Raw genomic sequence first — 22,788 nt, 5'->3', positions numbered from 1 at the left:
GCTATGAAATATGCCATATTAGCCATTACCAAAGGTGCGACCCTGCTCGGCGAGCAGCTTGCAGGACAACTGGAAGCCGACTTTTTTCCATGCAAAGGCAAACTGCGCACCACACTGGAAACGGTCTGGACCAGGTACGAAGGCATTATCTGCATCATGGCTACCGGTATTGTCGTCCGTACCGTTGCCCCGCTGCTCAAGGATAAAAGCAAGGATCCGGCAGTGGTGGTCTGTGACGAGCAGGGCAAATTTGCGGTTTCGCTCCTTTCCGGTCACTTAGGCGGGGCAAATGCTCTGGCTGAGAGGGTAGCAGACGCGACAGGCGGTCAGGCAGTGATAACCACGGCTTCTGATGTCCTTGGCCAAACAGCCCTTGACCTCTGGTGCAGGGAGCTTGACCTGGTGATCGGCAACAAAACACGCTTTACCCAAAAAATGGGAAAACTTGTTGATACAGGCTCACTGCAGGTGTATAGCCGGTATCCATTACCCCCGCTCCCTCCGGATCTGATTCAAACAGAGACAGTGGAGTCAGCAGACCTCATCATAACCAGCCTTGCCGAAATACAGACTGACGCGGCGCTCCTTCATCCGAAAACATTAGTATTCGGTATCGGTTGTAAACGCGGAACCCCTGCGGCCCTCATTGAGCAATGTATAGAGGCTACCTGCAAAAAACACAATCTCGCCCCGCAATCCATTGCTCTCATCGCCTCCATCACCCTAAAGCAGGACGAACAAGGGCTTCTTACAGCTGCCGCCGGCAAACAGCTGAACCTTCGTTTTTTCACCAGCGAGGAACTCAACACCGTACCTGGAATCACAGCTTCGCCGACCGTCCTGCGCGTAACCGGTGCAAAAGCGGTTGCTGAACCAGCGGCAATGCTTGCAGCAGGTGCAACTTCGCTACTCGTCGGCAAGATGAAATGGCAAGGAGCAACCACGGCAGTGGCAGAAATACCCACCCCTTTTACAACACAATAACAAGGAAATAACAACACAACATGGCGCACTCAACACCGGAAAACCAACCAACTCTCTTTGTTGTCGGCATTGGCCCAGGAGCTCATGACCTGATGGCCCCCAGAGCTGAAAAGGCTATAACCACCGCTGATGTCGTCATCGGCTATCGTACCTACCTGGATCTGGTAAAAGATTGTATCCCAGCAAAAGCAGAAGTCATTTCCTCTTCGATGATGCAGGAAATCGACCGCTGCCGTAAGGCGTTGGAGCTTGCAGAAACAGGGAAAAATGTGGCGCTGGTCTGCGGTGGAGATCCTGGCATTTATGCTCTTGCTGGTCTGGCCTTTGAGCTAGCCAAGGCAGTAGATTCTCCAGTCAATATCGAGGTCATTCCTGGCATAGCAGCGCTCAACGGCTGCGCAGCCATTTTAGGTGCGCCGCTCATGCATGACTTTGCAGCCATCAGCCTCTCTGACCTGATGACGCCGTGGGAGGTCATTGAAAAACGCCTCCAGGCAGCGGCCTCTGCAGATTTTGTGGTGGCGATCTATAATCCTAAATCCAAAAAAAGGACCAATCAAATTGTACGTGCCCAGGAAATTTTTATGGAATATCGAGATCCCAACACCCCGGTGGGGATTGTCCAGGGCGCTTCAAGGGATAACGAATCAGTGGTGCTGACCACCCTTGAAGATATGCTGAAAAAAGAAATCGGGATGCAGACCACGATTATCATCGGTAACTCGCAGACCTTTCTCTGGAATGACAAAATGATTACTCCTCGGGGATACAGCAAAAAATATGGCTTATAATGCATCATGAATACAGGAAAAAAATTCAACCCAAAAAAAATTCAGAAGCTGACTGATCCGGGCAGGAAGGTCTTCCAGAATCCTGACCTGATATGGGATACGCTGAACCTGAGCGCCCCTGAGATTTTAGTCGACATTGGTGCTGGTGCGGGTTTCTTTGCCATGCCGTTGAGCGACAAGGTTCCAAAAGCGACCGTCTATGCGTGTGACACCGCTCCGGAATTAATAGAATGGATGGAGACCAATATACCGACCCGCTATGCAGGACGAATTCGCGTTATCCGTTCAGAAGAAAACAGTATTCCCCTTGCCGACGGTATAGCCGATCTTGTCTACATGATTAACCTGCACCACGAGCTTGATTCCCCCCTGACCATGCTCAAGGAAAGCCGGCGTCTCCTCAAGCCCGGGGGAGCTATCCTGGTTATTGACTGGAAAAAAGAGGAAACTCCCATGGGGCCACCTGTGTCGATACGGATCAGTCCCAAGACGGTAAGCGAACAACTGCAACAGGCAGATTTCCACCTGGTCACTGAACACGATCTCCTGGAATACCATTATTTTGTTACAGCTAAAAAACCTGGTGCCTGATCTCATCCTTTATTGACCATACCCTTTAATAAAGTCGGTCGACCAACCGACTTTATTCATCCATTGCATCTCTTTTCCCATCTCCCGGCTTTACAGTGGCTAATTTATTGTTTTTTCTCAAACAAATACCACTTTGTTCCCTTGAAAAGTACACATTGATTCATATGGTTGGAAGAAGATAAAGCCAAACCTGCCGGAAGACAGGGACGGAAAGCTACGGGTCTTCAGAGATAGCCGAGTTACCAGAACATTAGGTAGCTCGGCTTTTTTTATGCCCGGTTTTTTTCTATTTAAATTGAGATGGGATCATACATTCAATGAATGAATCCATTGAAATTATCGGCACTGAATCTTTAGGGGTTCGAGGCCTAAGTTGTTTTATCACAACCAAAAACCGCAAGATTCTCATCGATCCCGGTGTGGCATTGGGCTATATCCGCCACGCTCTTCTTCCTCACCCCATCCAGGTAGCAGCAGGCGAACGGGTACGAAGACGCATTATTGAAAATCTGGTCGAAGCAACGGATGTTGTATTCAGTCATTTTCATGGCGACCATATCCCTTTCAAGGAGGCCAATTGCTATCAGTTGGCATTACAGGATCTTCCTGAAAATGTTCAGAAGCTCCGCTGCTGGAGTAAATCAATTGACTCACCCCCTGGAAAAATAGAACGGCGCGGTCAAGATCTGCAATTTTTTTTTGGCAAGAATTTTCATGTGGCCGAGTCACTTACAGATGGTCCCTTGACCTTTTCTCAAGCTGTTCCCCATGGTGTTGAAAAGAGCAAACAGGGGAGGGTTATGATGACACGGATTGATTTAGGTCACAGCGTTTTTGTCCATGGCTCAGATATTCAGTTGCTGGATCCCGACACTATTGATTGCATCATAGGCTGGCAAGCAGACGTAATTTTAGCTGCAGGGCCACCTCTCTACCTTGAAAAACTCTCTGGAGAGCTGCGCCAAGTTGCCTGGAGAAATGCACTCCATTTAGCCAAAAATTCAAAAATGCTCATTCTTGACCATCACCTCATGCGTGATCAACAGGGGCCTCAATGGCTTGAAGCACTCTCTGCAAAAACAGGGAAGCATATTTATTGTGCTGCTGATTTTATGGGTAAAAAACCTCAACTGCTGGAAGCCGATAGAACTCAATTATACGAGACATTTCCAGTACGCCCCCACTGGCATGAAGAGTATGAACGGGGAAGAGCCTACACGAACTCGTATCTGGCTGAAAATGTCTAATAAAAAGCAAGGAAATGGATATGTAATATTGCAAAATCGCTTGTTGCACTATCCACCAACACACTCTTTTAAGAATGAATGGAGGAAGATATGAAGCTTTGCATAACAGCAGCAGGAAAAGAACTTGAAGCAAGAGTAGACGCTAGATTTGGGCGTGCCCCCTGGTTTTTGATTGTTGATACAGACACCGGTACGTTTGAGGCAGTTGAAAACACTGCTGCCAACCAGGGACAAGGAGCAGGAATTAGCGCTGCTCAGCTGGTGACAGATAAAAGTGTTGACGCTGTACTTACCGGCCGTGTGGGCCCCAACTCCATGAGTGTGCTCCAAAAAACAAATATCAAATTATTCGAGGGCGTGTCTTCTCAAGATACAGTGAGTCAGGCTCTGGTCAAATTCAAAAATGGCACATACAGTGAAACTTCTTCAGCAGCAGGTGCTTCTCCCCGTATGCAGGGAGGAGGAGGAAGAGGTATGGGCCGTGGTATGGGCGGTGGAGGAGGACAAGGGATGGGAGGTGGCGGGAGAAGACGCCGCTAACATTTTGAAAATCCAAATTTAAAAGACATCGTAAACGGCAGAGTATCTTAAATTATCAGCAATTGAGTTCTCAGGCAGGTAAGCAATGACGCCGAGGCATGCGATAATTTTTGCCACAGGCATCTACTTACTATCGGCGTCAACGCTACTACCGAGCATAAAATCAGCATAGCGAGGTACGCGCAAGACTCCGGGTGATCAGTATAAATGGTAATTATTCAAGATAGCCGACTATTTCCATGGCCCCCTCCCTGGAAAAGAAAGGAGTGAAAGTGATGGATGAACAACACATTGTAGAATCCTTACGCCCTGTTCTACATCCAAAATTTAAAAAAAGCCTTGTTGACCTTGGCTTGATACGCAACGTTTCAATACAGGATGGGATCGTTAGTCTTACCCTGGCCCTAAAAAGTGATACTTCTCCTTTGAAAAATATACTCATGGGGGAAATTAAGAAGGTAGTAGGTGCATTGCCCGAGGTCTCTTCTGTCCTGGTAAAGGTCGTTGCTCTCAGCAAAGAAGAATCTGCCCGATTATTTCCCAAGGCCCCATTAAAAGGCATTGAAAAAGTAAAGCACTTCCTTGCTGTGGCAAGCGGCAAGGGTGGAGTCGGTAAAACCACCATTGCCGTCAACGTGGCGCTGGCACTTGTTGAGAAAGGGTACAAAGTCGGTTTATTGGATGCTGACGTCTATGGGCCAAGTGTCCCCTTGATGCTTGATATTAGAGAAGCGGTAGATCAGGAAAACAACATGATCATTCCCATAGACAAATATGGGATGCGTATCATGTCGCTGGGGATGACTGCCGGACAAAACGATGCATTCATCTGGCGAGGACCACTTGTAACAAAAATACTCCATCAGATGCTTGATCAAGTAAAATGGGGCGAACTTGATTACCTGGTCATAGACCTTCCCCCCGGAACCGGAGACCCATCAATCACCATTGCCAAGGCTCTTCCCAAATGTTCAATCTTAATGATAACCACACCCCAGGAAGTCGCCTTGGCTGATGTTCGCCGATCCATTTCTCTGTTTAACAAAACCGGTCATTCCATTGTCGGCCTGGTTGAGAACATGTCTTATTTTCTCTGCGGTCACACAGAACAGCCAATTGAAATTTTTGGCAAAGGAGGTGGGAAACGGCTGAGCGAGGAGGCCAATATCCCACTGATAGGTACAATTCCGCTTGATTTAGCCCTGGGACAAGGTGGTGATAGCGGGGTACCCTTGATGGTATCAGCACCACATTCCACAACAGGTGTTGTTTTCCAAGAAATTGCCAAAAATATTGCAGTTCGTCAACAGTAACGTGATAACTTCGTTGCAACACATAACCACACACGCCCTTATGATAAGCGGTTTTGTGTTCATGATGATGTTGATCATTGAGTACCTGAACGTCTTATCACAGGGTGTCTGGCAGCAATGGCTGCGAGGCGGTCGCTGGCGCCAATACTTGCTTGCATCCTTGTTGGGAGCAACGCCGGGATGCCTGGGGGCCTTTACGGTTGTTTCGTTGTACCTGCATAAGGAGATAAGCCTGGGAGCACTGGTTGTGGCAATGGTTGCCACAAGTGGTGATGAATCATTTATTATGCTGTCCATGATTCCGCACCAGGCGCCTTTTGTTTTTATCCTCCTTTTTTTTATAGGTATTGCTGCCGGCTATGTAACAGATCTTTTTTTGGACGGAAAAATATCACAAAACGCCATCTGTCATACTGAATTTCACGTTCACGAGGAAGAAGCCTGCTGCTGTTTCCCTCGGGGTCACATCATAGAGCAATGGACCCGGTGTTCTTCTTCCCGAGGAATTCTGACAGGTACGTTACTGATGTTTCTTTTTGCGGTGGTGACGGGTCAATTGGGCCCTGCAAGCTGGAACTGGATACGAATCACCCTGCTCCTTCTTACTTCTATCGCGCTGTTCATTGTCTCAACCGTTCCTGATCATTTTCTTGAAGAGCACCTTTGGGACCATGTTGTGAAAGCCCATCTGCCAAAAGTGTTTATGTGGACTTTTGCGGCTCTGCTGCTCATGCATATTTTGGTGAACCATCTCCACCTTGAAGGCTGGATGCAGGAGCACCAGCTGGTAGTCTTGCTAATAGCCTGTCTTGTTGGGCTTATTCCGGAATCAGGCCCCCACCTCCTGTTTCTCACCCTTTTTGTTGAGGGTGCCATTCCATTTAGTATTTTTTTAGCAAGTTCCGTTGTCCAGGATGGTCATGGCATGTTGCCTTTACTTGCCGAATCACGTTGGGATTTCGGAAAAGTGAAGACAATCAACTTCGTGGTCGGACTTTTGTCTGGACTGGTGGGATATTTATCGGGATGGTGAACTATAAAAAAAAAATCAATGATCTTAATCATTATGATATAATTTATAGTGAGTGAAGAAACTTTTATCTAACAGATAACATTCTGGACCTACATGTGCTGTTACACCTTTGACTTGAGGAGAAAACGATGAGCGCAAATACTACAGCAGCCGACAAAAAGGTTTTCAAAGATTTTGAAAAAACAGGGAAGCAAATTCGTAAACAGGCGAAGAAACAAGGCATGCTCGTTATCAGTAATCGTGCTCGCTTGTTTATTGACGGTCGTCCAAAAAGACGATGGTGGTTTGCCGATGCTACATCCGGAATACTGGTTTCTGAAGAACACGGCCTGTGTGATGATGAGGCGCTGGCAAAACTTGCTCGTTGCAACAAGCAACCACAAGACAGCGAATTATCTTAGCCCGAATTTCTCATGAACTTTATTGATGAAAAATCCGGGTTAGGCCGCTCTGGCAAGGAAATGCAAATACGTTATTACTGCCATATCAATGGCAGGTACTTGGGTTCCACCCATGCCCATTGGTTGACCAGCAATCTAAGCTATTATGAATTTTGTGATTGAGCAGATACTTTCTGCCGATGAAGCGGCAAGAAGAAACGTTGAACGTGCTGAACAAAAAGCTACCAAGCGTATACATGAGGCCAAGCAGGAGGCACAAAATATACTCACTGAGCTTAAGGAGCACATTCGTGCAACGGAGGAGCGTGAAATTGTACCTATCATTACCAATGGGCATAATCAAGCACAACTCACAGTAGAGGATACACAGCGATATATCGAGACACTTCGGCAAACGATCGAAACGAAAAGGAAAAATATCATCGAAACTTTCATCAACAATATACTCAACACTGAGAAGTGATGTAATCAAGACCTTTATGATTCCTGAAAACAAGGAGGGAGCATGTTGCCGGCGGCAGCAAAATATGGGTATCTCAATGCGAAAGTAAGAGCTCTGCGCAGCAGAAAGCTTACTCAGGAAGATCACCATTTTCTCCTTGCCGCAAAAGACCTGCCGGCCTGTCTCTCCTACCTGGCAACAACCTCCTATAGCTCCTGCCTTCCTGAGTTTGAACAGGAGGCGCCGGAACTCCGCTTCCTTGAACGGCAGCTTGCCCGTCCGTTACTCACTGATTATGCCAAGGTTATCCGCTCATTGCGTGGAGCAAAGCAGCAAGAGGTAATACTAGCCCTGTTCAGACGTTTTGAAGCGGAAAACCTGAAAATTCTCCTCAGAGCTCAGTTCGCTCATTTAACCAGAGAGGCTGTCTCTCATTTATTGTATCCAATTGCTCATATAAGCCGGCTACCGTGGGAAACACTCTGGGCATGTACATCCATTCAGCAGTGCATAGACCATCTTCCACCGGATATCTTTGGCCGATCATTGCAAAACGCCCTCCCCCAATTTGACGCGCAGGGAAGACTTTTTCCACTGGAAATGGCCCTTGATTTTTCCTGTTTTCATCTATTATGGGAAGCGATTTACGGCCTTGGCAAGAGCTATAATCGAACTGTTTCAAAAAACATTATCGCTCTCTACATTGATATTCTTAATACACTATGGGTGATACGGTTAAAAATCGAGTACCAGCTGCCTGCTGAAGAAATTGTCAACTACACTATCCCAGGGGGCAACATTATTTCCCTGACCTGCCTGAACAGTTTGGCAAGGGTTCAAGATATCACAATGTTTATCAACCTTCTTCCCCACTCTTTTCACCAACAACTCTCCGAAATCAAAGACTGGGGAAATATTGACCGGAGCCTTGAAGCATATTTTTTACACTACCTGGCCCGTGTATTTTCCGGTCAGCCATTTCATATAGGTATTGCCGTGGCGTATCTTTTGGAAAAAGAGATTGAACTTTCCAATCTGATCACCCTGCTGCAGATGAAGGCCCTTAACTTTACGATAAAAGAATCACTTGCCAGGCTGTCCTGGCAGCTACAGGAAAACGGTTATGTTCCGGCCAGTTAAACTCACTAGAGTTACTATCCAAACACCTGAAGAGCATATAGCAGAAGTGATGGCCATCATGGGGGACTTGCGCTTAATGCACTTAATTCGGGTGGAGGATACGCCTCTTGGCCATATGGGATATGTTGCCCATGTGAACACTGAGCTCCTGGGTCGTTATGACGCCTTACTCATCCGAGTCAACAATCTACTGGAAGCACTGCAGGTTTCGAGTCAGCCCCCTGTGATAAGCCAAACACCTCGCCCGGATAAACTCATTTTTCGCTTGGAAGAAGAATGCACCACCATTGAAAAAGATTCTCTCGAAACTCTTGAAAAAAAGCAACATCTGCACAGCATTTTGGGTGCACATCAAGCCCTGATTGCCCGCCTCCAGTTATTAGCACCCCTTGAAATAGAAATCGAACGATTATTTGCTTTACGCTACACCACCTTTCAGGTCGGCCTTATTCCTGAAGAAAACTTCCAACGCCTGCAAACCAGTCTTGACGGAATACAACATAGCCTGATCCCTGTGAACAACAAGGAGGGAAGGATTATTTTGTTGGCAATGGCACTCAAAGAAGATGAAGCGATATTACTGCGAGCCTTAAAAAGTGCTTTCTGGGATCCCTTGGAATTAAGCACATCGTTGCAGGGTACTATTCCCTCTATTCTTGCAAAGCTAAGCACCGAAAAACAAGAAGAAGAGAAGGGATTGGCAGACCTGGAGGCTCAATGCAAGAAGCTGGCTGTTCAATTTGGGGGAAAACTGCTGCTGTTGCGGGAAGAACTCCTGCTAGCTCGACAACTCCTCCTTGCACAGGAAAAATTTGGTCAGATTGATCACACATATCTTTTGTCAGGATGGCTGCCGAAAACGCTTTTTAAGGAGTTGCAGCAGCGAGTGATGGCTGCTTGTGCCGGAGAGGCAATTATAGAGCAAGTCGATCCGGCACATGTCAAAGAGGTCCGTTCCGGTATCCTTTCCATCCCCATCCTGTTCAATAATCCTGCTTTGATCAGACCCTTTGAACGGTTAACGACTCTTTACGGCACCCCAACCTATGAAGAAGTAGAGCCGACCGGTTTTCTGGCAATAACATTTCTGCTTCTGTTCGGCATGATGTTTGGTGACGTCGGTCACGGTGCGGTGCTCTGCGTACTTGGCTATATCATCTTCAAAAAAATCTATCGTTACATCGACTATGGCATCATCCTGATGGAGTGCGGTCTTTCGGCCTCGGTTTTTGGTCTACTGTATGGCAGTATCTTCGGCCTTGAAAACATTATTCCTGCCCTATGGATGCACCCCATGGAGAACATAAACTATTTTATGACAGTGGCTGCAGCAATTGGGGTGGCCATGATCAGCACTGGACTTATTCTCAATCTAATCAATATAGTCCGTCAGCATCGTTACCAAGAACTCTTCTCTGCTTCAGGACTCGCCGGTGCTCTTTTGTACTGGCTGCTGGCGGCCCTTGGCGTACGCTATTTCCTCGTCGGCCCGCCCACACCATTTGAAATAGCCGTTGCCAAAGTGAGCAGTGGCCTGCTCTTCACGCTGATGATTCTCCAACGCCCGGCCAGACTGCTCTTAACCAGGCGGAGCCAACACAAAAAAGGCCCCCTTTTGCTGCAGGGCATGGGGATCACATTTCTTGAATCGCTCATCGATGTCCTGGACGAGCTCCTGCGCTACCTTGCCAACACGGTCTCTTTTGTGAGGATTGCGGCATTTGCACTTGCCCATGCCGGCCTTTTTTTAGCAGTTTTTACACTTGCAGATATGATCCAACATGCCCATGGTCATGGCTTTTTTTACTGGCTGACTCTCTTGATCGGCAACGTGATTATTATCGGATTGGAAGGGTTGGTCGTTTCCATTCAAACCGTACGATTGGAGTACTATGAATTTTTCAGTAAATTTTTCAGGGGTGGCGGCAAACCTTTTCAGCCCCTGTTTGAAAAAAAAAGAACACCGGAAAGTACCCATAATCATAATTGATGGCGTCGTAAAAAGTCCGATCTACGATGTTGCACTTAGCCATCTTTAGTGTGTGATGGACTTTTTACGAGTCCATCATAATTAGGAGTCTGTTGGAAAAGAAGGAGAAAAACTATGCAATGGAAAAAGTACTGGATGTGGCTGATCAGCCTCTTCTATGTTCTCGTACCAACATTAAGCTTAGCCCAGGAAACCGTGACCGCTGCTCCCCTTTCACCGGAAGCGATCAAGTGGGGATTTATAGCAGCAGCCATAGCTGTCGGCGCGTCTTCTCTTGGCGCAGGAATCGCCGTTGCCCTGGTAGGATCATCTGCCATGGGAGCATTGAGCGAAAAACCGGAGTTGGCAGGTCGAGCTTTAATTTTCCTTGGTTTAGCTGAAGGAATTGCCATTTACGGCCTTATTGTTGCGATAATGATCTTAGGTAAAATCTAAATATCAACGAATAATGCAGATAATTGTTATTGGCGACCCAACCACATGCCTGGCCTTTTCCCTGGGTGGTATAACAACTCGCGCTGTAAAGGGAAGGGAAATGATCTTGGAAGCCCTGAAATTTGCAGTCGACAACCAGATGATCGGCCTTGTTTTAATAACTGAAAAAAATGCAGCTCTTGTTCGTTCAGAGGTGGATACAATTATCTATACAATGCATAGGCCCTTAATCGTTGAAATTCCAGACACTACGGGTTCTTCTCCGGAACGTCCTTCTGCCGGGGAATTAATACTTTCCCTTATGGGAACCATCAAGAGGTGAGCAAAAGTGACAATACCTGACCGGGATGCTCTTCTTTGCCGGGCAATCCGCCAAAAAGGGCAAACAGAAGCTCAAAAAATTCTCACTCAAGCTGAGAAACAGGCGCAGGGTATTGTTCAGGATGCACAACAGCAGGTTAACAGTGAATTTGAACAGCATCTTGCCAAGCTCAAACAAGATGCTTTTCAGCAAGCCAAAAAGCTTAAGGACGGAGCGACATTAAAAGCCCGCCAAATGCTGCTGCATGCAAAAGAAGATATAATGCAACAGCTTTTACAGGAAACCCGACAGCAGCTTGACCGGATAAGTAAAGAAAAACACTATCCGGAGCTTTTGCAATCGATCGTTTTACAGGCAATCAGGGAACTCCCTGGAAACGATTTCTGGATTCAGGTGAGGCAATGTGATCAGCCCCTTATAAACGAATCATTTTGTCAGTATATCTCAGAGCAGAGCAATAAAAACGTCCACCTCCTCCCGGAGCCAAAATCGATTACCGGGGGCTGCCTGGCATATAGTTATGATAAAAGACTGCTTGTCGACTTCTCTTTTTCCGCCCTGCTCACCCGGTCACAACCTCACCTTAGAGAATTACTTGCCCGGGAAATGGTGAAGCAGCCATGAACAACTCACCTACCGCAACACAGCTTGCGCCCACAGAATCGCTGCCTGTTGTCACCATGATCAGTGGGCCGGTACTCAAAATATGCCCGGCCTCTGCACTGTCCATGAATGAACTGGTTGAAGTCGGCAAGGAGCGTTTGCTGGGAGAAGTCATAAGTCTTGACCATGATGTGGCAACCGTGCAGGTCTTTGAGAACACCTCCGGTATAAGGCCGGGTACCAAGGTACAGGGGCTGGGACTTCCTCTCTATGTTGAATTAGGTCCAGGGCTTATCGGTACTATTTTTGATGGCGTACAACGTCCCCTGCAATATCTCCAACATCAGTGGGGAGATTTTATTCAACGGGGAAAAATAGGTCATCCTCTTGACCGGGAACGTGTTTGGACCTTTTCTCCTTTGTTGTCTGCAGGTGATCAGGTTACCGCCGGCTCTATCCTTGGCGAGGTAGCAGAGTCATCAATCGTTACCCATCGAGTGCTGATTCCGCCGGGCAAAGAAGGAAAATTGGAACTGATAGTTCCCGCCGGAAAATATACCCTTGATGATGTGATCGCCAACGTGAAAACACCTGACGGGACCATTCACGGATTAAAACTCTTTCATCGCTGGCCGGTACGAAAAACTCGTCCCTATGCAAAACGGCTCATTCCCGCTGAACCTCTGATAACCGGTCAACGGGTTATCGACACGTTTTTCCCCCTTGTAAAAGGAGGCACTGCAGCAATTCCAGGAGGGTTTGGTACGGGAAAAACTATAACTCAGCACCAACTCACCAAATGGACGGATGCAGATATTATTGTCTACATCGGCTGCGGCGAACGAGGCAACGAAATGACAGGCGTGCTGGTAGACCTGCCGCAACTCCTTGACCCACGAAGTCAACACCCGCTCATCGAAAGAACTATTCTGATTGCCAACACCTCCGACATGCCGGTCGCCGCGCGCGAGGCAAGTATTTACACAGGAATTACTATTGCCGAATATTACCGTGATATGGGCTACGATGTCGCGTTGATGGCCGATTCAACCTCCAGATGGGCCGAAGCCTTGCGCGAGATATCCGGCCGGCTGGAAGAAATGCCTGCTGAAGAGGGGTTCCCTGCCTATCTTGCCAGTCGGCTTGCTGCTTTTTATGAACGAGCCGGTCAGGTGGAAACCTTGAGCAACAAAAAGGGATCAGTCACCCTCATCGGCGCAGTCTCTCCCCCGGGTGGAGATTTTTCCGAACCGGTGACCATGCACACCAAGCGTTTTGTGCAGTGTTTTTGGGCGTTGGACAAGGAAATGGCCAGTGCCCGTTATTTTCCCGCCATCAACTACCTGCAGAGTTATTCCGGCTACAGCCGCAAGGTCGAGCCATGGTGGAGCGAACAGGTTGCCTCTGGATGGCTTGAACTCACGGAAAAAGCCATGCAAATACTCCAGGAAGACGCCAAGCTGCAAAATACGGTCAAGCTTTTAGGCGAAGAGGCCCTTCCCGACGATCAAAAACGCATCATCGAAGGAGCAAAATTATTGAAAAACGATTTTCTTCAGCAAAGTGCCTTTGATGCTGTTGATACCTATGCCAGCCCTCAAAAACAATTCCTGCTTCTGGATATTATCCTGTATTTTTTTGATCGCCTGGCTGAAATCGTGGCCGTCCGGATTCCTTTGTTCAGGGCATTGGAGCTCCCGGTGGTGGTGGAGATTCATCGGCTTAAATTTACCCAAAAAGGTGATGAATCTGCCCCTTTTCTTGCCATTAGGCAACAGATTGATCAAGAAATAGAAACGCTTCTACAGCAGCATCATGAAAACTCATTTTAAAAGAGTGTTGTTTTTTCAGAAAACAAATAACTGCGGCTGACACGGAGGACTTTTTGAAAAATCCTGATCACATCACAGGTCCTGCAGGTCCGATTTTGGAGTATATAGGCCTTGAACGTATCAACGGTCCACTGCTGGTCGTACAAGGGGTCAAAGGAGCAGGTTTTGACGAACAGGTAGAGATCGTCACTCCTGATGACAAAATTCGTCTAGGCAGGGTGCTCTCTATCAGTGAAGATGTAGCGGTCATTGAGGTATTCGAAGGAACAACAGGGCTCAACCAGCTTACCGCCAGAGTCCGCTTTCTTGGTCATCCTTTTGAAATAGCAGTGTCCCGTGAAGAATTGCTCGGCAGAGTCTTTGACGGCCTGGGAACCCCCCTTGACGGTGGTCCGACTTTCAGTGAAGGATCACCCCGCGATGTCAACGGACTGCCTATCAATCCTGTAGCCCGCGCTTATCCTGAAGAATTCATTCAAACCGGGATTTCCGCCATTGATGGTATGAACACATTGGTCCGCGGCCAAAAATTACCCATTTTTTCCGGAAGCGGTCTTAGTCACAATGATCTCGCGGCACAAATTGTTCGCCAGGCCAGGCTTCTAGCCGATGATGAAGGCTTTGCCGTTATCTTTGCCGCCATGGGAGTGCGTCACGACGAAGCTGAAGGATTTCGGCAGAGTTTTGAGGAAAGTGGTGTTCTCAAGAATGTAGCGATGTTCCTTAATCTTGCTGATGATCCCGCAGTCGAAAGGCTGATTACGCCGCGAATTGCACTCACGGCAGCAGAATATCTCGCTTTTGAGCAAGGAATGCATGTTCTGGTAATACTCACCGACATGACAAACTACTGTGAAGCGCTAAGAGAGGTGGCAACCTCCAAAGGAGAAATCCCCAGTAGAAAAGGCTATCCAGGCTATCTGTACAGTGACCTTGCTTCTCTCTATGAGCGTGCCGGTCGCCTGCAAAACCGGCCAGGTTCGGTTACCCAGATTCCAATTCTGACCATGCCGGATGATGACATCACCCACCCCATCCCAGACTTAACCGGCTATATCACAGAAGGACAAATTGTTCTTGACCGCACCCTGGCCCGCAAGGCTATCTACCCTCCTATTAATGTACTGCCATCTCTTTCACGGCTCATGAGTGATGGTATCGGCCCGGGAAGAACACGGGAGGATCATCAAAATATTGCCAATCAATTGTACGCAGCCTATGCAAAAGCCAGGCAAATCGAGCGATTGGCATCTATCATTGGTGAAGAAGATATTTCTGCCACCGACAAACTCTATCTCAGCTTTGCCAAAGCATTTGAACAACAATTCCTGAAACAAAATGACGATGAAAACCGAACCATCAATGAGACGCTCGATCTAGCCTGGCAACTGGTGGCGCTTCTCCCGGAACACGAACTGACCAGGCTAAAGCCGAAAGAAATAAAGACGTACGGTACAAAAAAGGGATCTGCAAGTGAAGATGCTATTGATTAAAAGGCTAGGCATCGGATTCCGCGTGGATGCGCTGCGCTTATCCACCCTACGCACTATACGGTTCGCTGGCGAAAATGGGGTAGCGGTGAACGATTACAAATAAACGACTAAGCAACTATGGAACGTATCGAAATCCCGGCAACCAAAAGCAACCTTATTCGCCTAAAAGATGAATTGGTCTTTGCCGAGGATAGTCTCGATCTTCTCGACCAAAAAAAAGAGATCCTGGTTCGTCAAATTTCTTCTCTTGCGGTCCGGGCGGAAAAAGTTCGAGAAGAGATGAATCAGCGCCTGATTGTCGCCTATGAGCGGTTGCAGGAAGCCGTGATCCAGTATGGAGAAGCAACCGTGGCATCGGTCGGTTTAGGACTTCAGGCAGGAGAACAGCTTCGGGTGCGAGAAAAAAGCCTGATGGGGGTCGTCCTCCCTCAAGTGCATATTGATATTCCACCGCTCAAACCAGGGTACGGTTTCTATGCGACCGGGAAAGGCATAGACTCCACAACCGTCGCCATTCATCGAGCAATGGAGCTGGCCGGAGAACTGGCCGAAGTGGAAGTCGGCATGGAACGGCTTATCGTAGAACTAAAAAAAACGTTGAAGCGCATCAATGTGCTTTCCCATATCTATATCCCAAAATACCAGGCAACAATAAAAGCAATAGATATAAGCCTTGAAGAAAAAGAAAGAGAAGATTCGTTCAGGCTCAGGCGAATCAGAAATAAGGGAATGTAACGAAATAATTATATCAATATCGAGCTGATTTTTCCGTTATTTTCAAGGCGCGAGAAGATTCGCGGAGTATTGCCAATGTGGTTTTTTCGCGGCGCAGAAAAGAAGCGAAAAGACAAACAAGATGTCACAGTTATTTTGGCACAGCCCCCCAGTGAAGCACAATCAGAAAGAGGACAAAAGAGATGAAGGAGACGCATACACTGTTCGCCAAAATTCTGGTCCCCGTTGATGGATCAAAATTCAGCCTCCATGCGGTCAACCTTGCCGGACGATTGGCACTTTACCATAATTCTTCTTTGCTTTTGATGCATGTCCTGGATGTAGCAATAGTCAAGCAATTGCAGCGTTTAGGCAACAAAAGTCATGACGAGGTAGTGGTCGAGATGGAGAAAAATGCCAGAGGATTTTTAAAAAGTATGGGCTTGGAAATTAAGGGACAACACACACCCGTTGCGATGACCATCAAGGAAGGCGTACCACACGAGGCCATTCTAGAGGAAGCTGAACGTTGGCAGGCAGATTTAATCGTTATGGGAAAACTTGGTAAACGTGGAATAGGGAGAATCCTACTCGGTTCCGTTGCTGAACGGGTCATAGAGTTTTCCAAGCTGCCGGTTATGCTGGCAACGGGAAATCAACCTTAGCGGTAACGATTCAGCGAAAATCTACAAACTGACAATCTACCCCGAACTGTAACCTTTTTTTGTTTATCTAATTGTTGTGTTCCAGCGGTCCGGAAGGGTATCCTGAAGAGATATTTTATCCATATGTAGTTACCAGCTTGCTTCTCTTTAGTTGGGGAAACAGCCGGCTATGAAAGTATTATTGAAGAGGTTACAGGCAGTATGACACATAACAATGATCACTCTGAAATGTCAGGGCTTTCACGGCTTGATTTTAAATTATGGAAGGAATACCTGGATATTGCACAGGAATTCTGGCTGCCACCCGGCCTGAAAAGCAAGACCCGTTTTCTGATCTTACTTTGTCTCTTGATGGCTTTTGTAGCCTCGTTGCTCTTTTTCTTCATTGCCGCGACGGTAATGGTTACCCATGCATTTGTTCCAGATTTTGTCGCAGGAAATGCCCCGGGGTTATTGCCATGGATCAGCGGACTGTTGCATTCCTGGATTTTGTATCTGATGGTTGCCGGTTTTGTCGGGCCGGTGCTGGTGTTCGGCATATATTCGAAAAAACTGAGCGTTTTTCTCAAGCCTTGGGCCGTGCTGGGGATGCTGCTGCTCCTTTCTTTTACTGTCAGCGGCTTGAACGTAGTGATTAGTTATGTGGGCCGTTTTTTTCAGACTGCGCTGGCGCAAAAGGATGCCCCTACCTTCTGGCGCTTTCTCTATGTCTATGCCTCGGTTTTTGTGATCGGTACACCCATTGTGGTGATGTATTCCTATATCAGAAAAAAGCTGGGCCTTTTCTGGCGGGAATGGATAACAGAGACTTTTATTAGTAATTACCTGAAAAACAGAGCCTATTATGGACTAACTGCCAACAGGGACATTGATAACCCGGATCAGCGGCTTGCCGAGGATTTAAAGGAATTTACGGTCACGAGTTTAAGCTTTCTGCTGATTATTCTGGGAGCTGTTATCGACCTCTTTGCCTTTACCGGTATTCTCTGGTCTATCTCCAAACTACTTTCCGTTATCCTGCTGGTCTATGCCTTTTTTGGTACCCTGATAACGGTGCTGATCGGGAAACGGCTGGTCGGGTTGAATTATAATCAGCTCAGAAAAGAGGCCAACTTCCGTTACGGGCTTATTCATATCCGTGATAATGCCGAGTCTATTGCCTTTTACCAGGGGGAAACCGGAGAAAAAGAACAGATCCACAAGCGCTTTTCCCAGGTCCTGAAAAATTTTAATTTTCTGATCGGCTGGCAGCGGAACCTGGATTTCTTTACCACCGGTTATAATTACCTGGTCATTATCCTGCCTGCACTGATTGTGGCGCCCATGTATTTTGCAGGTAAGGTTGAGTTCGGGCAGATTTCTCAGGCATCCTTTGCCTTTAGCCAGGTACTCGGCGCTTTTTCCATTATCGTCCAGTATTTTGACAGTATCAGTGCTTTTGCCGCCGGCATTAACCGTGTATCGACCTTCAAGGAAAAATTGTATGCTGCCTCAGGTGCCAAGATGGCGGAAGACAGTCCTTCTGCTGAGCATATTGAGCGGGTGCAACAGGACACTTTTCGCCTGCATCAGCTGACCCTGAAAACGCCTGATAATCGGCAAACCCTGATTCGTGACTTATCCTTTGATCTTGACGAAAGCAGAAGTGTTTTAATTATGGGACATTCGGGGGTTGGCAAAAGCTCTTTGCTCAGGGGAATTGCCGGACTGTGGATGACCGGCAGCGGCGTTATCGAGCATCCGCCCATGGACCAGGTGCTGTTTTTGCCACAAAAACCCTATATGGTACTGGGATCTTTGCGGGATCAACTGCAGTATCCTTCCGGGAAGTATTTGAGTGATGAACAGGCTGAAAAGGTGTTGGCCCAGGTGAACCTGAATGATTTCTATCGCAAGATGCAGGATGGTGCTGGGGGGCAACCTTTGTTGGATATGGAAATCAATTGGGAAGAGGTGCTTTCCCAAGGCGAGCAACAGCGGTTGGCCTTTGCCAGGTTACTGGTCAATAAACCAGGGTTTGCCATCCTTGATGAGGCAACCTCTGCTCTTGATATTGCCAATGAAAAGGCCTTGTATCAACTCCTGGCTGCGCTTGATATCCGCTATATCAGTGTTGGCCATCGGCCGTCGCTGGCAGCCTATCATAATCAGATTCTTACTCTGGAATCCGAAGGTGTCTGGTCGCTTCGGGATGAGATAGGTTGAAACAAATAGGGTCCAAAGCTGCTCATACATTATATTGCTGTATGACAACTGCTCACAGGCACCCCATTTTTGGACGCTCATGATCTCCCGCATCGATAGGCTACCGTAGTTTTCGTTTACTTGCGAAAAAACGAGCCAGTGCAGACATGAAGCACCTGTAACGGTTCATGATAACCGGCGACGACGAACTGCTTGCCAACCACCGCAATAATAGATTTTGCTTTTCTATTTAGCACAGACGTATTTTCCGTCCGGTTGATTATTTTGTTGGACGAAGCCGCTACGCGGCAGAAAGGCCGACATGCCGCCCAATGAAAAGGGGACAGATTTATTTTTTGTAGTGGTCAAGCAAAATCCTGAACGCGGAGTCGGTAATCATTTTCTTGTCACCGTGAGTGGACGTTTCTATAGCTCCAGGGCTGTGAGTTATTTCGGGGATACCCCACGAGGAATCCTACCACAGCCTGTACCTAGTCTGAATGCTGAGAAGATCTGTGTGGAAATAAGCGCTTCATCAGTTGCGTCTTTCACCCGTATCTTTTGGTAAAACTGCATGAAAAACGCCACCACGTTGCCACCAAATCTCCACTGCTGTTATCGTACTACCTCCCTGCCATATAACTCATAGTAGTTTTTACTGTTATTTTTTTACTATTCATCTCTTGTTGAATTATATATCAACAGCCTTACTGTGTAAGTTAATGAAGCGATGGAGCAGCAGAGTAGAAATAAAGATAAATTTCTCGCCGCTTAATGGCTGTACTTAGAAGGTATCAATAACACACAATATTAAATCTAATATTGAATATAGATGGAGGAAAGTATGCAAGGTCAAATTATCTCTCAACAATTTAGTAAGATGGTATGGGTAAGTGATAAAAATAGGGCACAATACTCCTGCTACATTGATCAAGATCGTAAGGTAAAAAATAAAGAAGATCTTTCCAAACATGAACAAGATAGTTGTATGAATCTCAACCTTGTTTTAGGTGACAGCTGGTAACATGGTTTCCCTATAATTCTCGCTCCCGCGCCCTCTGGTATTTTTTTACAGAGGGCGTTTTTGTTTATAGCTGTGGAGAGGGGGATGCTTCCAGTTTGGAAAATCTCGGCTGCTGAGCATCCATTCAGCGATTAACAGATTTTAACAAAAAAACATTTTGCCATGCTTGCTCCCAAGGCAGGATCAGCCCGAATTTCTCATGAGTTTTTTGATTTTCAACTTAAGTTTTTGATATTTAAAGAAAATACGGTAGCGCTAAAAAAACAGACTGTTTTTTCGTCGATAATCAAAAAACTCACCCTCCGGGTCAGCGGATTTTTCCGCAGACTCTTTGTTGCAGGCCATTTGCGGTAGCTTACTATCGGAGTTTACCTTACCTGCTTCGGAGTCTACGCTACCTGCCGAAGATGTGAGGCACCGGAGGCGCAGACGTATAAAAATACTTCAAGCCTTCGGTAACGTAGCAGATTTGGTGAAATTGCCGATCCCGAAGGGCGTTGAAGGTGAGAAAAAATAGGTTCACTCAGCAGTTCCCAGAGTAAGCCATCTTGCCTCAAATGAGTCTCGATAAGCCTCTGCTTCTATTACCTTTACCAGGCAACGTCTTTCTGGCGTGCAGTTTCTTGGTTGTGAGCTGCTGAAATGAGAACATTTTCTGCCGTTTGGGCATGGCTCACCGTTCGTCCCTGTTCTCTGTGATTTCAGGGGATTGATTTTTGAAAAGAAAATAGCTCACTCAACTTGGCTCAGCTTCTGCGGTTCAGGGTTGAGAATGACGCGATACAATTGCTCCATACTGTCCAGCATCATTACGCGAAAGAGTGAACGTACCCAGTCCCAGAAATTCTTTTTGCCTCTTGCCCTTTTCAAGGCAGCATTGAACAGCTGACAACAGAGTTGCTGGATTTGATCCACAAGGAAGGCCAATATCATTAACAAGACAAATACCGTGCTCAAATGCTGCTTGCCAAGACCATAATTATGCTCGAAGTGGTATCCCTGGTTCTTCAGTGTATTGAAGGTTTCATGGTGAGTAGGCCGGAGGAATCTCACCTCCAGCCTCTCGCAGAACGGTGCGTGAACCTCTCGATTCACACCGCTCCCATCAAGCAAACGCACCTACCATGCCCTTCTGCCAGTGTACAAAGAGGTGAGGTTCCTTTTGAGCAATTTGCTCAATGAACCTACTTGCTCGTATCTTATGACCTTTCAGCCTCTTGTATTTCCTCATCGCCCAGGCCACCAACGTTTTGTTGAAGTGCCTAAAAACCGGATACATTGCCGACCGATAATAATGTCCATAGTAAGTCAACCACCCCCGAAGGACTGGATTGTAATACGTGGAAATATCAGCCAAGCTCAGTTCCGTTCGATTCCGGAAATTCAGCTTACGAGTCTTTTGCCGCATAGCTTTAACAGCCTTACTGCTGACCGCTGGCGTAAAATTGAGGAATATACTTTTACGCTTGCGGTTCAACACCCACCGGGGCCGAAAGGTGTACCCCAGAAAATCAAATTCTGTTACCGGGTAGTCCTTTCTTCTGCTATTATCTTTGCAATAAGCGATTTTTGTCTTGTCCGGATGCATCTCAAGCGCACATTCTTTAAACCTGGCATCAAGTGCTGACCTAACTGCCTGCGCCTGACCCTCGGTTCTGCAATGTACCAGCCCATCATCCGCATACCGGCACCATGGGTTACCTGGAAAATACTTACTCATCCAAACATCAAATGTATAATGTAAGAACAGATTGGCCAAGATCGGACTAATTACACCTCCTTGAGGAGTTCCCTGAGTACGTTCTACCAAGGTACCGTCCATAAGCTGTAACGGCGCTATCAGCCACCGTTTTATATACAGCAAAGCCCATCTACATTTGACGTGCTTCTCAACTGCCCGAAGCAACAGGGCGTGGTCAATATTGTCAAACAGTCCTTTGATATCAAACTCCAGAACCCAATCATACCTCCAGCACCGTTCCCGCGTGACCCCGATTGCATCCAAGGCCGATCTTCCTGGCCTATAACCGTAGGAGTCCGGCAGAAACGTTGCCTCAATCTCGGGTTCTATCTCCTGCTTGACAACCATTTGCGCCACACGATCTGCTACGGTCGGGACACCTAAGATGCGTTCCCCGCCACTCTTTTTGGGAATGGCAACCGCCTTTACCGGGGGTGGAAAGTAGCAGCCTGAGGACATTCGATTCCAGATCTTGTACAGATTCGCTTTCAGATCTTTCTCAAACATCTTCAATGACTGACCGTCCACTCCAGCTGATCCAGCATTGGCTTTTACTGCTTGATACGCTTTGTACACCTGCCATTTGTCAATGGTAAATGGTTTTGATGCACTCATTCGTCTCCTCCTGTTTCCAGTTGAACGATAAATGCAGCGGCTTGACTCGATCCCTTCGCTCCAACCGCATTACCGGTCTTCCTCACTACTACAGATCGATCCGCCCCAGTGCTCCGTATCGGTACTCTCGCCTCGTGGCTTCTACCACTTGTGCTTCTCCCTATACACCGGAACGACTGGTTCCCGCAGTTCCATACAAAAGCCTGAAACAGATTCACGCCCCCTATACGCCGGCCGCCACTTGCCCAATAGTCAGGTAACCGACAAGCTTGTCCCAGAAGATGGAAACGCCCCTGGTTTTGACGACAAATCTTTGGTTTACGACGCGTCATCGGAAGGTTCACTTTCGTTCGTCTCTCTATTCCCTACCTGCTCGAGGTACAGCCTCGACGCTTTGACCCCAACGCTCACTACCGACGGCTCTTAACCGCAGCAGCTTGGGGTGGTTTGAGGCCCGCTCCTGAAAGCCGACCCCGAGGGACCTACCCTCATCTTCTGTATAGCTTTGCCACAGTCTGTCAGTCCATAGTCGAACCTCCTTTCTGTGTGCCTGCGGCACACTTTCGATTTTCCAGCGGGCACGGCCACCACGCATTATCTGCATGGCATTCTCTCGAGAAACCGTAAAATCGGTAATCCATGTAAAATGCAGGACTTTCCCTGTCTTACTATCATTTTGCCAGTACTC

General features: G+C 47.3%; 23 protein-coding genes, 1 pseudogene and 1 riboswitch. Of the genes and pseudogenes, 20 read left to right on the top strand and 4 right to left on the bottom strand.

Going from position 1 to position 22,788, the window contains the following annotated elements; genetic code table 11:
* The first annotated feature begins 3 nt into the window (after window positions 1-3).
* The 20 genes from JWH17_RS15510 (at window position 4) to JWH17_RS15415 (ending at window position 19,744) form a co-directional block, all read left to right on the top strand.
* Window positions 4-984 carry a cobalt-precorrin 5A hydrolase gene (locus JWH17_RS15510; protein WP_205223546.1) on the top strand — a complete coding sequence of 327 codons (981 nt, stop codon included), beginning with the start codon at window positions 4-6 and terminating at the stop codon, window positions 982-984.
* A gap of 20 nt (window positions 985-1,004) precedes the next feature.
* Window positions 1,005-1,775: a precorrin-3B C(17)-methyltransferase gene (gene cobJ / locus JWH17_RS15505; protein ID WP_205223545.1), complete on the top strand. Its 771-nt coding sequence runs from the start codon at window positions 1,005-1,007 to the stop codon at window positions 1,773-1,775.
* A gap of 6 nt (window positions 1,776-1,781) precedes the next feature.
* The gene (locus tag JWH17_RS15500) at window positions 1,782-2,366 is read left to right on the top strand and encodes a class I SAM-dependent methyltransferase (protein ID WP_205223544.1); all 585 of its coding nucleotides are present in this window, start codon (window positions 1,782-1,784) and stop codon (window positions 2,364-2,366) included.
* Between the two features lie 173 nt (window positions 2,367-2,539).
* Window positions 2,540-2,613: riboswitch (cyclic di-GMP riboswitch) on the top strand.
* 70 nt (window positions 2,614-2,683) lie between these two features.
* Window positions 2,684-3,613, top strand: a complete 930-nt coding sequence (locus JWH17_RS15495; RefSeq protein ID WP_205223543.1) for an MBL fold metallo-hydrolase — start codon at window positions 2,684-2,686, stop codon at window positions 3,611-3,613.
* A gap of 90 nt (window positions 3,614-3,703) precedes the next feature.
* Entirely contained in the window at window positions 3,704-4,153 is a 450-nt protein-coding gene (locus JWH17_RS15490; RefSeq protein ID WP_205223542.1) for a NifB/NifX family molybdenum-iron cluster-binding protein, read from the top strand.
* A gap of 275 nt (window positions 4,154-4,428) precedes the next feature.
* Window positions 4,429-5,466: an Mrp/NBP35 family ATP-binding protein gene (locus JWH17_RS15485; RefSeq protein WP_205223541.1), complete on the top strand. Its 1,038-nt coding sequence runs from the start codon at window positions 4,429-4,431 to the stop codon at window positions 5,464-5,466.
* Between the two features lies 1 nt (window position 5,467).
* Window positions 5,468-6,499, top strand: coding sequence for a putative manganese transporter (locus JWH17_RS15480; RefSeq protein WP_205223540.1), 1,032 nt, complete (start codon window positions 5,468-5,470; stop codon window positions 6,497-6,499).
* Between the two features lie 128 nt (window positions 6,500-6,627).
* Window positions 6,628-6,900: a hypothetical protein gene (locus JWH17_RS15475; RefSeq protein ID WP_205223539.1), complete on the top strand. Its 273-nt coding sequence runs from the start codon at window positions 6,628-6,630 to the stop codon at window positions 6,898-6,900.
* A 145-nt stretch (window positions 6,901-7,045) separates the two neighbouring features.
* Window positions 7,046-7,363, top strand: coding sequence for a hypothetical protein (locus JWH17_RS15470; RefSeq protein ID WP_205223538.1), 318 nt, complete (start codon window positions 7,046-7,048; stop codon window positions 7,361-7,363).
* 42 nt (window positions 7,364-7,405) lie between these two features.
* Window positions 7,406-8,482 carry a V-type ATPase subunit gene (locus JWH17_RS15465; RefSeq protein WP_205223537.1) on the top strand — a complete coding sequence of 359 codons (1,077 nt, stop codon included), beginning with the start codon at window positions 7,406-7,408 and terminating at the stop codon, window positions 8,480-8,482.
* The gene (locus JWH17_RS15460) at window positions 8,466-10,472 is read left to right on the top strand and encodes a V-type ATP synthase subunit I (RefSeq protein ID WP_205223536.1); all 2,007 of its coding nucleotides are present in this window, start codon (window positions 8,466-8,468) and stop codon (window positions 10,470-10,472) included. Before JWH17_RS15465 ends, JWH17_RS15460 begins: the two co-directional genes overlap by 17 nt.
* Before the next feature lie 114 nt (window positions 10,473-10,586).
* On the top strand, window positions 10,587-10,907 hold the full coding sequence (locus JWH17_RS15455) for an ATP synthase subunit C (protein ID WP_205223535.1): 321 nt from the start codon (window positions 10,587-10,589) through the stop codon (window positions 10,905-10,907).
* Window positions 10,908-10,920: 13 nt separating this feature from the next.
* A complete protein-coding gene (locus JWH17_RS15450) occupies window positions 10,921-11,229 on the top strand; it encodes a V-type ATP synthase subunit F (RefSeq protein ID WP_205223534.1) in 309 nt (102 codons plus the stop codon).
* Window positions 11,230-11,235: 6 nt separating this feature from the next.
* Complete coding sequence (locus JWH17_RS15445) at window positions 11,236-11,853, top strand: V-type ATP synthase subunit E (RefSeq protein ID WP_205223533.1); 618 nt, start codon at window positions 11,236-11,238, stop codon at window positions 11,851-11,853.
* Window positions 11,850-13,664: a V-type ATP synthase subunit A gene (locus tag JWH17_RS15440; protein WP_205223532.1), complete on the top strand. Its 1,815-nt coding sequence runs from the start codon at window positions 11,850-11,852 to the stop codon at window positions 13,662-13,664. The genes JWH17_RS15445 and JWH17_RS15440 overlap by 4 nt, the downstream gene beginning before the upstream one ends.
* Window positions 13,665-13,717: 53 nt before the next feature.
* Window positions 13,718-15,157 (top strand): V-type ATP synthase subunit B, encoded by a 1,440-nt coding sequence (locus tag JWH17_RS15435; protein ID WP_232371118.1) that lies wholly within the window; start codon window positions 13,718-13,720, stop codon window positions 15,155-15,157.
* A gap of 117 nt (window positions 15,158-15,274) precedes the next feature.
* Window positions 15,275-15,892 carry a V-type ATP synthase subunit D gene (locus JWH17_RS15430; RefSeq protein ID WP_205223531.1) on the top strand — a complete coding sequence of 206 codons (618 nt, stop codon included), beginning with the start codon at window positions 15,275-15,277 and terminating at the stop codon, window positions 15,890-15,892.
* A 182-nt stretch (window positions 15,893-16,074) separates the two neighbouring features.
* A complete protein-coding gene (locus tag JWH17_RS15425; RefSeq protein ID WP_205223530.1) occupies window positions 16,075-16,536 on the top strand; it encodes a universal stress protein in 462 nt (153 codons plus the stop codon).
* Between the two features lie 201 nt (window positions 16,537-16,737).
* Entirely contained in the window at window positions 16,738-18,741 is a 2,004-nt protein-coding gene (locus JWH17_RS15420) for an ABC transporter ATP-binding protein/permease (RefSeq protein ID WP_205223529.1), read from the top strand.
* A gap of 823 nt (window positions 18,742-19,564) precedes the next feature.
* Window positions 19,565-19,744, top strand: coding sequence for a hypothetical protein (locus JWH17_RS15415; protein ID WP_205223528.1), 180 nt, complete (start codon window positions 19,565-19,567; stop codon window positions 19,742-19,744).
* A 732-nt stretch (window positions 19,745-20,476) separates the two neighbouring features.
* On the opposite strand, the gene JWH17_RS15410 is transcribed toward JWH17_RS15415, so the two are convergent.
* The 4 genes and pseudogenes from JWH17_RS15410 to JWH17_RS15395 all read right to left on the bottom strand — a co-directional run.
* Window positions 20,477-20,863 (bottom strand): hypothetical protein, encoded by a 387-nt coding sequence (locus JWH17_RS15410; protein WP_205223527.1) that lies wholly within the window; start codon window positions 20,861-20,863, stop codon window positions 20,477-20,479.
* The gene (ltrA, locus tag JWH17_RS15405) at window positions 20,850-22,100 is read right to left on the bottom strand and encodes a group II intron reverse transcriptase/maturase (RefSeq protein WP_205223526.1); all 1,251 of its coding nucleotides are present in this window, start codon (window positions 22,098-22,100) and stop codon (window positions 20,850-20,852) included. Before ltrA ends, JWH17_RS15410 begins: the two co-directional genes overlap by 14 nt.
* On the bottom strand, window positions 22,097-22,432 hold the full coding sequence (locus JWH17_RS15400) for a hypothetical protein (protein WP_205223525.1): 336 nt from the start codon (window positions 22,430-22,432) through the stop codon (window positions 22,097-22,099). The genes ltrA and JWH17_RS15400 overlap by 4 nt, the downstream gene beginning before the upstream one ends.
* 26 nt (window positions 22,433-22,458) lie before the next feature.
* Window positions 22,459-22,788: pseudogene (locus JWH17_RS15395) on the bottom strand (hypothetical protein); the annotation flags it as partial.

The sequence above is a fragment of the Desulfogranum marinum genome, assembly GCF_016918565.1.
Classification (GTDB): domain Bacteria; phylum Desulfobacterota; class Desulfobulbia; order Desulfobulbales; family Desulfobulbaceae; genus Desulfogranum; species Desulfogranum marinum.
The sequence above is the reverse complement of the archived record's forward strand: the minus strand, read 5'-3'. Positions and strand labels throughout refer to the sequence as shown.